Origin of the sequence: Streptomyces sp. NPDC052020, from assembly GCF_040680575.1 — a bacterium.
GTDB lineage: Bacteria > Actinomycetota > Actinomycetes > Streptomycetales > Streptomycetaceae > Streptomyces.
On the sequence record NZ_JBFAWY010000006.1, the window covers coordinates 172,126 to 184,427 of the forward strand.

10 protein-coding genes are annotated in these 12,302 nt (G+C 74.4%); 6 read left to right on the forward strand and 4 right to left on the reverse strand.

The window, feature by feature from the left end; all coding sequences use genetic code 11:
• Nucleotides 1-263 precede the first annotated feature (263 nt).
• Both AB0L74_RS08260 and AB0L74_RS08265 read left to right on the forward strand, forming a co-directional pair.
• Nucleotides 264-956 carry a metal-dependent transcriptional regulator gene (locus tag AB0L74_RS08260; RefSeq protein ID WP_365647195.1) on the forward strand — a complete coding sequence of 231 codons (693 nt, stop codon included), beginning with the start codon at nt 264-266 and terminating at the stop codon, nt 954-956.
• A 602-nt stretch (nt 957-1,558) separates the two neighbouring features.
• Nucleotides 1,559-2,446: an alpha/beta hydrolase gene (locus tag AB0L74_RS08265; RefSeq protein WP_365647198.1), complete on the forward strand. Its 888-nt coding sequence runs from the start codon at nt 1,559-1,561 to the stop codon at nt 2,444-2,446.
• Between the two features lie 31 nt (nt 2,447-2,477).
• Here AB0L74_RS08265 and AB0L74_RS08270 read toward each other — a convergent pair whose 3' ends face one another.
• From AB0L74_RS08270 to AB0L74_RS08280, 3 genes are all read right to left on the reverse strand, one after another.
• Nucleotides 2,478-4,076, reverse strand: a complete 1,599-nt coding sequence (locus AB0L74_RS08270; protein WP_365647201.1) for a transporter — start codon at nt 4,074-4,076, stop codon at nt 2,478-2,480.
• Complete coding sequence (locus AB0L74_RS08275) at nt 4,073-4,846, reverse strand: ABC transporter ATP-binding protein (RefSeq protein WP_365647204.1); 774 nt, start codon at nt 4,844-4,846, stop codon at nt 4,073-4,075. The genes AB0L74_RS08270 and AB0L74_RS08275 overlap by 4 nt, the downstream gene beginning before the upstream one ends.
• A 139-nt stretch (nt 4,847-4,985) precedes the next feature.
• Complete coding sequence (locus AB0L74_RS08280) at nt 4,986-5,639, reverse strand: bifunctional DNA primase/polymerase (RefSeq protein ID WP_365647207.1); 654 nt, start codon at nt 5,637-5,639, stop codon at nt 4,986-4,988.
• Nucleotides 5,640-6,010: 371 nt separating this feature from the next.
• Here AB0L74_RS08280 and AB0L74_RS08285 point away from each other — a divergent pair, with 371 nt between their 5' ends.
• Together AB0L74_RS08285 and AB0L74_RS08290 are read left to right on the forward strand one after the other, a co-directional pair.
• Entirely contained in the window at nt 6,011-7,396 is a 1,386-nt protein-coding gene (locus AB0L74_RS08285; protein WP_365647210.1) for a transcriptional regulator, read from the forward strand.
• A 224-nt stretch (nt 7,397-7,620) separates the two neighbouring features.
• On the forward strand, nt 7,621-9,360 hold the full coding sequence (locus tag AB0L74_RS08290; RefSeq protein ID WP_365647213.1) for a hypothetical protein: 1,740 nt from the start codon (nt 7,621-7,623) through the stop codon (nt 9,358-9,360).
• A gap of 72 nt (nt 9,361-9,432) precedes the next feature.
• Here AB0L74_RS08290 and AB0L74_RS08295 read toward each other — a convergent pair whose 3' ends face one another.
• Nucleotides 9,433-10,743 (reverse strand): ABC transporter substrate-binding protein, encoded by a 1,311-nt coding sequence (locus tag AB0L74_RS08295; protein WP_365647216.1) that lies wholly within the window; start codon nt 10,741-10,743, stop codon nt 9,433-9,435.
• A gap of 117 nt (nt 10,744-10,860) precedes the next feature.
• Between AB0L74_RS08295 and AB0L74_RS08300 the strand changes: the two genes are divergently transcribed.
• Both AB0L74_RS08300 and purU read left to right on the forward strand, forming a co-directional pair.
• Nucleotides 10,861-11,361, forward strand: coding sequence for a hypothetical protein (locus AB0L74_RS08300; protein WP_365647219.1), 501 nt, complete (start codon nt 10,861-10,863; stop codon nt 11,359-11,361).
• Nucleotides 11,362-11,420: 59 nt separating this feature from the next.
• Nucleotides 11,421-12,302, forward strand: a complete 882-nt coding sequence (gene purU, locus AB0L74_RS08305) for a formyltetrahydrofolate deformylase (protein WP_365647222.1) — start codon at nt 11,421-11,423, stop codon at nt 12,300-12,302.

A 12,302-nucleotide genomic window follows, 5' to 3' on the forward strand; every position in this document is an offset into this window, starting at 1 on the left:
CGGGGCCCCTTCGGTGTGGCTGTGTCGCGGATCACGGTGCGGTCTGGACCAGTGCGCTGTCAATACGGCCGGGGCGGGGGCCGGGAGAGCCCGCTTCCGGTGGACGGCGGCACTCGCGCCGTACCTCCGCGCACCCCGTCCGACCTCGCCGTTCCGCCGCCGGGGCACGGTTGTCGGTGGTATGCGTCAGAATTGATGGCAGGGCCAGCGCACGTATGCCGGAGACCGATCGAGCCTTCGGCAGATCTCATCAAGGGGCACGTATGTCCGGACTGATCGACACCACGGAGATGTATCTCCGCACCATCCTCGAGCTGGAGGAGGAAGGTGTGGTCCCCATGCGTGCCCGGATCGCCGAGCGGCTCGACCAGAGCGGCCCCACGGTGAGTCAGACAGTGGCGCGGATGGAGCGCGACGGCCTGGTGTCCGTGGCCAGCGACCGGCATCTGGAGCTGACCGAGGAGGGCCGCCGCCTCGCCACGCGGGTGATGCGCAAGCACCGGCTCGCGGAGTGTCTGCTCGTCGACGTGATCGGCCTGGAGTGGGAGCAGGTGCACGCCGAGGCCTGCCGCTGGGAGCACGTGATGAGCGAGGCCGTGGAGCGCCGTGTGCTGGAGCTGCTGCGGCACCCGACCGAGTCGCCGTACGGCAACCCGATCCCGGGCCTGGAGGAGCTGGGCGAGAAGGACGGCGCCGACCCGTTCCTGGACGAGGGCATGGTGTCGCTCGCCGACCTCGACCCGGGCCTGGAGGGCAAGACGGTGGTCGTGCGCCGCATCGGCGAGCCGATCCAGACGGACGCCCAGCTGATGTACACGCTGCGCCGGGCGGGCGTGCAGCCCGGCTCGGTGGTGAGCGTGACGGAGTCGGCCGGCGGCGTCCTGGTGGGCAGCGGCGGCGAGGCCGCCGAGCTGGAGGCGGACGTCGCCTCCCACGTGTTCGTCGCCAAGCCCTGAGCCATCGCTCGCGGTTGTCGACCGCCGTGACGTCAGGGGGAGTTGCGGCACCGTTCGGATCTCGTCGAATCCGGGATCGCATGCCCTGGAGGGCGGCGCCGGGGCGCCGCGCGTGCGAGGCTGTCGCGTGAGGCATACGACGTGAGGGCTTCGCGTTCCGGCCCGGCGGCGCGCTCGCCGGCCGGCCGGGGAGGGGGGAAGGGTGGGCCGTCGAAACGGTGGAGGCCCCGGCGCCGTGTGGCGCCGGGGCCTGTCCTCCCCTGTGCTGACCCGGAGCCCCGAGCTCTCAGGGTCATTCCCCGCGGACCGTTTTCCCCGAGCGGTCCGCCTCCCGATGAAGATCTCCCCCCGGTGGCGCCGGTCAATCCCCGAGGGATGTCACTCGAATGAGGGGTGTTGTCCACCGGGACAGGTTTTTCGAATATCAATTCGATAAGCTGCGCCCGCCGCGGCCACCGGCCACGGGCCGCGCGGTGGCGGCCCGTGGCGGGCCTGGCAGGCATAGGCGGCACGGCGGCGGCACGGCAGGCAGACACGGTGCACAGGACCGTCCGGCCCGGCGGCAGCGGGCGGACCGAGCGGAGCTTGGGGGTGCCAGGACTATGGCGCGGCGCATCGACGTGACCGGGGCGGGCGGTGTACGCCTCGCGGCCTGGGAGTTCGCAGACCCGCCCAAGACCGACCCGGCCGGGGGCGGCACGGGAGGCCAGGGGGAGGACGGTTTACCGGGGGTGCTGTTACTCCACGGCCTGATGGGCCGCGCCTCGCACTGGGCGGCCACGGCCCGCTGGCTGTCCGGGCGCCACCGCGCCATCGCCCTCGACCAGCGCGGCCACGGCCGCAGCGACAAGCCCCCGGAGGGGGCGTACACCCGGGACGCCTATGTCGAGGACGCCGAGGCCGCCCTGGAACAGCTCGGCCTCGCCCCGGCCGTCGTCATCGGCCACGCCATGGGCGCGCTGACCGCCTGGCAGCTCGCCGCCAAACGCCCCGACCTCGTGCGCGGCCTGATCATCTGCGACATGCGGGCCTCCGCGCTCGGCGCCGCCTCGCAGCGCGAGTGGGCCGAGTGGTTCCGCGCCTGGCCGGTCCCCTTCGCCACGCTCGCCGACGTACGCAAGTGGTTCGGCGAGGACGACCCCTGGGCGGAGCGGCCCAATCCGGCCCGCGGCGAGTTCTACGCCGAGGTGATGGCCGAGTCCCCGGACGGCTGGCGGCCCGTGTTCGACCCGGAGCAGATGCTCCGCTCCCGTGAGACCTGGGTCTACGACGCCCACTGGGAGGAGCTCGCCCAGGTGCGGTGCCCGACCCTGGTCGTCCGCGGCCTCGACGGCCGGCTGGGCCGCGCCGAGGCGCAGGAGATGGTGCGGGTCCTGCCGCGCGGGCGGTACGCCGAGGTGGCCGACGCCGGCCACCTCGTCCACTACGACCAGCCGGAGGGCTGGCGCGCGGCGATCGAACCGTTCCTGGACGGCCTCCACGACGGCTGACACCGGCGCCCGCCGGGAGCCCGGCGCTCCCTCATCCCTTGCTGACCGCCGCGAGGATCTCCGGCAGCCGCCCGGCCGTCCGCGGCGCGGCCAGCCGGAGGCCCGCCGCCGTGAGCACGGCCCCGTACACCGCGCCCACCGGCAGCAGCAGCCAGCCCCACGACTCGGCGCCCGCGCTGACGTTCAGCCAGATCGTCAGCGCGATGACGGGCGCGCACAGCAGGGCGGCGGCGACCATCCCGCCGAAGATCGAGATCCAGGCGAGCCCGGTCTGCCCGGGGGCGACGTTCTTGTACCCCTCCTGCGGGATGGAGTACGGGAAGCGGGCGGAGGACCACGCGCCGGTCGCCAGCATCGCGCCGAGCAGCGCGAAGGACAGGCCGAGCGCCTCGGGCAGGGCCCGCCAGTCGCCGAGCATCGCCGTCGTCACCACGGTCACGACGGTGGCGTACGGCAGGGTGACCAGGAGCAGGGCGAAGGCGCGGGCGCGCAGCTCGACGTAGGCGTCGCGGGGCGAGGAGATCGTCATCGCGACCATCCAGAACGCGGAGGTGTCCTGCCCGAACTGGTTGTACATCTGGACGCCGAGCATCCCGGCGGCGAAGCAGGCGAAGTAGACCGAGCCGGTGCCCTGCCAGGCGTTGAAGACCGGCACGATCACTCCGATGGCCAGCGAGGTCACCCACGCCGCCTTGGTCTTCGGGTCGCGCCACACATACCGCAGGCTGCGCTCCATGACCGTGCCGGTGCGGCCGGTGGGCAGCAGCCGGGCGAGCCCCGAGGAACCGCGCTCGCGGGCGGGCCGCTCCCCGGTCTGGAGGGTGGACCCGTCGGGCGAGGTCATCAGCCGGGTCAGATGCCGCGCCCACACCCACAGCAGCGCCGCCAGGGCCGCGGCGCTCAGCGCCAGCTGGGCGGCGGCCGCGCCGTAGGCCCCGTCGCTCACCGAGTCGGCCGCGCCGATCGCCGACGCGGGCGGCACCCACCGCAGGACCCCGCCCAGCGGATCCAGCTCCCCCAGGCCGGAGGCGCCGATCCGCTGCGCGCCGAAGTTGACCACCTGCGCCCCGACCGCGACGACCAGACCGCTCAGCACCGCCAGGTCCCGCCCCTTGCGGCTGGTCAGCAGCCGTACGTTGGCGGCGGCGACGGCCCGCGCGAGGGCCACGCAGACCAGCAGGGCCAGGACGGCGCCGACGGCACCGACGGCGAAGGCCGCCCCGCCGCGCGCGATCGCGATCACCGAACCGGCGAACATACAGAGCGTGAACAGCGGCCCGATACCGACCAGGGAGGCGGTGAGCAGCGCCCGCACCAGGGGGCGGGGCCGCAGCGGCAGCATCACCAGCCGGGTCGGGTCGAGGGTCTCGTCACCGCTGGGGAAGAACAGCGGCATCACCGCCCAGCCCAGGGCGAGGACCGCCACCAGCAGCACGATCAGCGACTCGACGTGCGCGTGCCCGCGCAGCGCGATCAGCCCGATCAGCTGGAGGGCGGCGAACAGCAGCGTGACGACGACGGAGGCGAGGTAGGCCGCCCGCCGCCCGCTGGACTGGCGCAGCCCGTTGCGCAGCAGCGACAGCTTCAGCCGGACGACGACGGGCGTCAGCGAGGTCTCCGCGGCGCTCATCGGGTCCCGCCGCCCAGCCAGTCGAGGTCGGAGCCGGCGTCGCGGCCCCGCGCCCCGACGAGTTCCAGGAACGCCTGTTGCAGGGAGGCCGCGTCACCGCGCACCTCGGCGAGCGGGCCGGTGGCGCGGATGCGCCCGGCGGCCATCACGGCCACCCAGTCGCACAGCGACTCCACCAGCTCCATGACGTGGGAGGAGAAGACCACGGTGGCGCCGGAGGCGGTATAGCGCTCCAGGACGCCCCGGATGGTCTGCGCGGAGACCGGGTCGACGCCTTCGAACGGCTCGTCCAGGAAGAGGACTTCGGGATTGTGCAGCAGCGCCGCCGCGAGCCCGATCTTCTTGCGCATGCCGGTCGAGTAGTCGACGACCAGCTTGTGCTGGGACCCGGCCAGGTCCAGGACGTCGAGCAGCTGGGTGGCCCGCTTGTCGACCTCCGCGCCGGGCAGCCCGCGCAACCGGCCCGTGTAGGCGAGGAGTTCCCGGCCGGACAGCCGCTCGAACAGCCGCAGCCCCTCCGGCAGCACCCCGATCCGTGCCTTCACCTCCCCCGGGTCCCGCCACACGTCGTGGCCGACGACCTCGACGGCACCCTGGTCGGGGCGCAGCAGTCCGGTCACCATCGACAGCGTGGTGGTCTTCCCCGCCCCATTCGGTCCGACCAGTCCGATGAACTTGCCCGCGGGCAGCTCCAGATCGATCCCGGCCACCGCGATCTGCTGTCCGAACCGCTTCCAGAGCCCCTGTACACGTACGGCGCTACCGCTCACCGCGTTCTCCCTCCGTTGGGGAGAACCCTACGGGGAGGGACCACGCGCCCCTGGGGAGCGCCGGTCCGTGCCGGTGTGCGCCCCGGCCGTGCGTCGCCCGCGCCGGGCGGCCGGGCGGTAGGGGGCGACGGGGTGCCCGCTACCGGTCCCTGCCGCACGCGTAGGCGAGCGGCGAGATCAGCTCCTCCACGTCCGGCAGCCACCGGTTGGCCGGTGTCGGGCGGCAGGCCCACTGCACGGCCCCCCGGGTCCCCCACCGCGTCGGCGGGGCGGCCACCCAGGCGCCCTCGCCGAGCGCGCTCAGGTCCAGGGAGAGGGGCGACCAGCCCAGCTTGCGCACCAGATCCGGAACCTTCACCGCCGCGCCCGGCAGCACGAAGAACTGCATCCGCCGGTCCGGGGTCAGCGTCACCGGGCCGAGCGTCAGGTCCATCCGCTCCATGCGGGCGAGCGCGAGGAAGCCGGCGGTCTCGGGCACGTCGAGCGCGTCGAACGTACGCCCCGTGGGCAGCAGGATCGACGCCGTGGGCTGCTTCTGCCACAGGCGACGGGCCACGGTCGCGCTGCCCGTCGCCTGGGCCGCCCAGTCCGTGCGCGCCGGGTGCGCGCCGGGGGCGGCGCACGCCGGGTCACCGCAGGAGCAGCGCTGCGTCCCGTCGAGGGCTTCCAGCCAGGTGCCGGGGAACACCTCCCAGTGGCGTTCCTCGGCGTAGCGGACGGCGGCCTCCAGCAGCGACACACCGCGCTGCTGCGGAATCTGAGCGGCTTGGGTTCCCGGGATCGTCTCTTCCACGTGGGACTCAACTCCCGCGTCCACCCCGGGTTACGGGCGCCGGTCCTCTCCGGCCGCCGCGTCCGCGCGCGCCACCTCGCGGGCCTGTGCCTTTCTCCCCTGCGCGGGGGAGGAGCACCGATTCGCCGTCCGGGGCGCATGGTTGCACGTCCGGGGGCGCGCGAGAGGATCCGTGGCCGCGGTGGGGTAGCCACGTTTGGGGCGGCATCAGCCGTTACTCCGGCAATCCTCGCAAGCTTCGCATTTTCGCCACGTGGGCGGGGCATTGATCTTCACGGCTGGATCCTTTCGCCGGGACGCGAGGGGGCTCGGCCGCGGAAGACACGACAACTCGGTGCGCGGGCAGGCACCGCAGCCTCAGGGGGTACGCCATGGCCGCAAGGCCTCTCGTCGCGCGACAGCCGAACGAACGGTTGCAGGCGCTCATCCAGGAAGCGGGTTGCTCCAACGCGGGGCTCGCCCGCCGGGTCAACATGGTCGGCGCCGAACACGGCCTCGACCTGCGCTACGACAAGACGTCCGTCGCCCGCTGGCTGCGCGGACAGCAGCCGCGGGGCCGGGCGCCCGCGATCATCGCCGAGGCGCTCGGCCGCAAACTGGGCCGCACGGTCACGATCGACGAGATCGGCATGGCCAACGGCAAGAACCTCGCCTCGGGCGTCGGCCTCCAGTTCTCGCCGACGGTGGTCGGAGCCATCGAGCAGGTCTGCGAGCTGTGGCGCAGCGACGTCGGCCGCCGGGACTTCCTGTCCGGGTCGTCCGTCGCCGCCTCCGCGCTCGTCGAGCCGAGCCGCGACTGGCTGATCTCCGCGCCCGACTCCCAGGTGGCGCGGGCGGCCGGGCCGCGGGTCGGCCCGTCCGACGTGGCGGCCGTGCGGGCGATGACCCACGCCCTGGTGGAGCTGGACCACCAGTACGGCAGCGGGCATGTGCGCCCGGTCGTCGTGCACTACCTCAACAGCGTCGTCTCCGGGCTGCTGGCGGGCTCCTACCGGGAGACGGTGGGGCGCGAACTGTTCGCCGCGGTGGCCCGGTTGACCGAACTCGCCGGGTACATGGCGGTGGACACCGGGCAGCCCGGCCTCGCCCAGCGGTACTACATCCAGGCGCTGCGCCTGGCCCAGGCGGCGGGCGACCGCGGGTACGGCGGGTATGTGCTCGCCGCGTCCATGAGCCACCTGGCCGCCCAGCTCGGGAACCCGCGCGAGATCGCGCAGTTGGCGCGCGCGGCGCAGGAAGGCGCGCGCGGGCGCGTGACGCCGCGCGCGGAGTCGATGTTCCACGCGGCCGAGGCGCGCGGGCACGCGCTGATGGGCGACGCGCGGGCGGCCCAGGCGGCGGCCGGGCGCGCGGTCAGCGCGCTGGAGGCGGCCGACGCGGCCGACGGTGACGACCCGGCCTGGATCGCCCACTTCGACGAGGCGTATCTCGCCGACGAGCTGGCGCACTGCCACCGGGACCTCGGGCAGGCGGACGCGGCGGCGCGCAGCGCGCGGGAGGCCCTGGCCGGCCATCCCGAGTCGCGGGCGCGCAGGCGGGCGATCGGCTATGTGCTGCTGGCCACCGCGCAGGTGCAGCAGCGGGAGGTCGAACTGGCCTGCCACACCGGCCTGAAGGCGGTGGAGCTGCTGGAGACGCTGCGCTCCAACCGGGGCGCCGAGTACCTGGAGGACTTCCAGAAGCGCCTGGAGCCGTACCGGGAGGAGCCGGTGGTGAGGGAGTTCGGCGCCCGGCTCGATCTCCAGGTGGCCGCGTGAGCGCACCGGCGGCCGGGCGGTGAACATTCGGGGCGTCGGCGAGTGAACCCGTGGAAAACGTGCGCGTGCGGTGAGGGAGGCGGCATCAACAGCGTTCTCCGGCCCGGTTCCGTTACCCGGGCCGGAGGGGGCAAGATCACGCCCGGTGCTGCTTGGCACCGGGCTCCGGGGACCCGGTAGCGTGAGCCGACGATGTCGAAGGTCCCCCATTCGTAGGAGCCCCGGTGACGCAGAGTGGACAGGGCGAGCAGCCCTCGGCGGGCCCCGCGCGCGAGGGCGTCGTGCTGCCCTCCGACGGCGGCGGCCCCCTGCTGCCGGGGCAGACCGGCCCAGCCGGCCAGCCGGCCCGGGACCGCGCGTGGGCCCCGGACCGGCAGGCTCCGGCTCCCGGCGGCCCGGTCCACCCGCAGAGCGCGGCGCCCGCCCAGCCCTGGGGGCAGCCGGGCCCGGGCCCGCTGCCCCCGGAGGGCGCGCAGCCCCCGGCGTACGGCACCCAGGCGCCCCACCCCGCGAACGGCCCGGCGTACGGATACGGACCCGGCGGCCCGGCCTACGGCGCCCCCGGCCAGCCCCAGAGCCCGGCCGGCCCGGCGTACGGATACCCCGGGCCGTCCCACGCCGCGCCCGGACAGCCCTACGGTCCCCCGCCGGGGCAGCCGTACGGTCCGCCGGGGCAGCCGTACGGTCCGCCGCCCGGGCAGGCCCCCGGCCCGGCCGGGCAGTCCTACGGGCAGGCCGCCGCGGCGTACGGGGGGAGCGGCGCCCCGGCCCCCGCGCACGATGCCGCCACGCAGTACCTGCCGCCGGTCCCGGGCGGCCAGGCGGGCCCGGGCGCCGATGCCGCCACGCGGTACCTGCCGCCCGTCGCGCCGTCCGCGGACGACGGGGCGACCCAGTACATACCGCCCGTCTCCGCGGGGGCGCTGCCTCCCGAGAGACCGGCCGGTACGCCGTCGGAGGAGACCCGGTTCCTGGGCCGGGTGCCGCACGGCCCCCGGCCGGGCGCCCCGGCCGGTGCCGCGCCGCCCGCCGCCGGACCGGACGCCGAGGCCACGCAGTACATCGCGCCCGTTCCCGGGCAGCCCGCCGGCGCGCCCTACGGCGCCGGGCCCGGCGGGGACGCGGGCCGGCAGCCGCCCGCCGAGTTCGACAACCTCTTCCGGGACACGCCGGGCGGCGACGGCCCGGCCGCGTCCACCCAGCAGTTGCCGCTCGTCGACGGGCCGCAGCCCGCGTACGGCGCGGCTCCGGGCGCCGTGCAGGGCCCGGGCGGCTACGCCCCGCAGGGCCCGGGCGGCTACGACGGCGACCGGGGCGGGCGCGGCGGCCGGTCCGGTTCGCGGGTGCCGCTGCTGGCGGCCGTCGGCGTCGGCCTCGCCGTCGTGGGCGTCGGCGCCGGGGCGCTGCTGGCGGGCGGGGGCGGCGAGGAGGAGAAGGACACCGGCGGGCAGACCGTCTCCGCGACCGCCCCGGCGACCCCCGAGGCGTCCGCGTCGCCGACCGTCGACCCGGTGCGGCAGCAGGCCGTGGAGCTGGACAAGCTGCTCGCCGACAGCGGCAGCAGCCGGGCCGCCGTCATCGAGGCGGTGGCCGACGTGCGGTCCTGTGACAACCTCCCCCAGGCCGCCCGGAGCCTGCGCGAGGCGGCCGGGCAGCGCACCGGCCTGGTCACCCGGCTCCAGCGGCTGGCCGTTGACCGGCTGCCCGACCACGCCGCGCTGACCGCCGAGCTGACCAAGGCGTGGCAGGCGTCGGCCTCGGCCGACAACCACTACGCCGCCTGGGCCGACCAGGTCGCCGGCAAGGACGGCTGCAAGAAGGGCCAGGCCCGCGTCACCGGCCACACCCAGGCCGGCAACCAGGCGAGCCACACCGCCAACACCCACAAGAAGGAAGCCGCCCGCTTGTGGAACGCGATCGCGCGGCAGTACCAGCTGACCTCGCGCCAGGGGTCCCAGCTCTGACCGGGCCGGGCGTCCGGCTCTGACCGGGCCGGGCGCCGCGGGGGCGGTCCCCTCTCCTCGGGACGCCCCGGCTCAGGCCACGTCGGCGTCCCGCAGCGTCTTCGTCGTGTCGACGAAGCCCTTCCTGGCCGACACCAGGCGCCCGTCCCGGACGATCTGGACGGTGACGTCGGTGTTGACCAGGCGCGGGAAGCCGACCGAGGCCAGCTTGTCCTGGAACCGCCACTGGAGCTCCGGCGTGAGTCCGCCCGTGCCGACCTTCAGCCCGTCGTCGAGGGCGTGCGTCACGGTGTGGGCCGTCACCTCGCGGTCGCCGAGCGCCTCGACGACCCCCTTGAACACGGTGTACGCGATCCAGGTGGTCTGCACCCCGGCGTCCTCGGGGTCGACGCGGTTGTCGCCGAACGCCTCCTGCCGGATCACCTGCCGCATCCCGTCCCAGCGCGGGTCGCTCGCGACCGGGTACCACCCGGTGACGTACGACCCCTCGTACGGGCCGGCCGCCCCGCCGGTCGCGTTGACCGTCGTCTGGTCGACGCTGCCGAGCACCGTGCCGGTGCGGACCTCGGGGTACTCCTCGCGGACGCGGCGGAAGGAGTCCATGAAGGTGCCGGTGCGGTCCCCGAGGACGGGCACCACACAGCCCCGCTCCGGCGGGTCGGCCGTCGCCCGCTCCAGCGCGCGCTGCGCCTGGGCGCCGTACTCGGTGGCGTCCTCCGGCGCCCGCTGGTCGTCGGCCGCCTCGTGCCCGCCGGCCGTCAGGCCGGAGTCGAGCAGTGCGGGCAGCTGGTCCCCGGCGATGGTGTCGGGGCGCACCAGGGTGACGGTGCCGCAGCGCGGGGCGAGCGCGCTGCCGAGCCCGGCCAGCAGGGCGGGCTGGCCGCCGTTGACCGGGTAGGACAGCGGGCTGGTGAACTCGGCGTTCGTGATGCCGTAGCCGCCGATGTAGGGGATGCCGGCGCCTTCGAGCACCGGGAAGAAGGAGTCGCCGTGCTGGCTGTAGGAGCCGAGGACCGCGACCGCGCCCTCCTTGACCGCGCGCCGGGCGCACTTGGCGGCGGCGACGCTGTCGTTGTGCTCGTTGCAGGTCAGGACGTTGAGCGGGTGCCCGTTGATGCCGCCCTGGGCGTTGATCCAGCGGGCGTAGGCGCGGGCGAAGGCCGGCATGCCGGGCTTGTTGGTGGCGTTCGTGTCCTGCGGCGCCCAGGTCATGACGGTGATGGGATCGTCCCCGGAGCCCCCCGTGGCACCGGGGACGATCCCGCAGCCGGCGGCGAGCGAGACACCGGCCACCAGGGCGCCCGCGGTCAGGACGCCGCTTCTGGCGGGCCGGGTGAGGAGGCGGGGAAGGGTGATGCTGCGCTTGCGTCGCCTGCCGGTCATGGACGCACACGATTCCGCCACACGGCTAACCTGGAAGTGACCTCCGGTCAATGCGTGGTGACACGGAGGTGAATTGCGGGGGCCGGTGGGGCGCGCATGGAGGGGAACGTACGATCGATGACCGTGCAAGGTTCGGAGAACTCTTCCCGTCGCGGCCGCCGCTCCTCCACCATGGGCGGCATGCCACTGAACGACATGCCGTGGTGGCGCTGGCGCAGCCATGTGCGCTCCGCGCTGCACATGCTCTCCGACCCCGCCTTCCAGCGGGACGTCTGGCTGGCCGGGGCGGACGGCTACGGTGACGTCACCGACGCGGTGTACCGGCTGGTGGAGGACACCTGGCTCGACCACTGGTCCGCCGACAAGTACATCGGCACGATCTTCCGCGACTCGCAGGAGGCGGCGCTCGTCGACACCGCGGTCCTGCGCGTGCTGCGGATCATGCACGAGGTCGGGCCGGACGCCCCGGTCCAGACCTACCTCGCCCACCCGGCCTGGCCGGACGCGGTGCGCGCGGCCCGCGACGCGCATGTGCGGCTGGCCACCGGCGACGGCGACGACCCGGACGCGGCGCCGCGCAGCCTGGAGGCGCTGCGGCTCCTGACCCGGACCGCGTAGCGGGTCCGGTTGGCGGGACGGCCCCCGGCCGGGGCCCCGGATATGGGACCCTGTGCTGCATGAACGAGCAGTCCACCCGAGCCACCGCCCCGGCCGATCAGTACATCCTCACCCTCTCCTGCCCGGACAAGCAGGGCATCGTGCACGCCGTGTCGAGCTACCTGTTCATGACGGGCTGCAACATCGAGGACAGCCAGCAGTTCGGCGACCACGACACGGGACTGTTCTTCATGCGCGTCCACTTCTCGGCCGAGGCGCCGGTGACCGTGGACAAGCTGCGCGCCAGCTTCGCGGCGATCGGCGACTCCTTCCAGATGGACTGGCAGATCCACCGGGCCGACGAGAAGATGCGCGTCCTGCTGATGGTCAGCAAGTTCGGCCACTGCCTGAACGACCTGCTCTTCCGGGCCCGCATCGGCGCGCTGCCGGTGGAGATCGCCGGTGTGGTGTCCAACCACACCGACTTCGCCGAACTGGTGGCGTCGTATGACGTCCCCTTCCACCACATTCCCGTGACGAAGGACACCAAGGCCCAGGCCGAGGCGCGGCTGCTGGAGATCGTGCGCGAGGAGAGCGTCGAGCTGGTCGTCCTCGCCCGCTACATGCAGGTCCTCTCCGACGACCTGTGCAAGCAGCTGGCCGGGCGGATCATCAACATCCACCACTCCTTCCTGCCGAGCTTCAAGGGCGCCAAGCCCTACCACCAGGCGCACGCGCGCGGGGTGAAGCTGATCGGCGCCACCGCGCACTATGTGACGGCCGACCTCGACGAGGGGCCGATCATCGAGCAGGAGGTCGAGCGGGTCGGCCACGACGTCACCCCCGAGGGCCTGGTCGCCATCGGCCGGGACGTGGAGTGCCAGGCGCTGGCGCGGGCCGTGAAGTGGCACGCCGAGCGGCGGATCCTGCTCAACGGCCGGCGCACGGTCGTCTTCGCCTAG

Excerpts from the sequence above, each read along its gene's own strand:
- AB0L74_RS08260 (WP_365647195.1), top strand. The coding sequence starts at position 264 with ATGTCCGGACTGATCGACACCACGGAGATGTATCTCCGCACCATCCTC.
- AB0L74_RS08265 (WP_365647198.1), top strand. The coding sequence starts at position 1,559 with ATGGCGCGGCGCATCGACGTGACCGGGGCGGGCGGTGTACGCCTCGCG.
- AB0L74_RS08270 (WP_365647201.1), bottom strand. The coding sequence starts at position 4,076 with ATGAGCGCCGCGGAGACCTCGCTGACGCCCGTCGTCGTCCGGCTGAAG.
- AB0L74_RS08285 (WP_365647210.1), top strand. The coding sequence starts at position 6,011 with ATGGCCGCAAGGCCTCTCGTCGCGCGACAGCCGAACGAACGGTTGCAG.
- AB0L74_RS08295 (WP_365647216.1), bottom strand. The coding sequence starts at position 10,743 with ATGACCGGCAGGCGACGCAAGCGCAGCATCACCCTTCCCCGCCTCCTC.
- AB0L74_RS08300 (WP_365647219.1), top strand. The coding sequence starts at position 10,861 with ATGACCGTGCAAGGTTCGGAGAACTCTTCCCGTCGCGGCCGCCGCTCC.
- purU (WP_365647222.1), top strand. The coding sequence starts at position 11,421 with ATGAACGAGCAGTCCACCCGAGCCACCGCCCCGGCCGATCAGTACATC.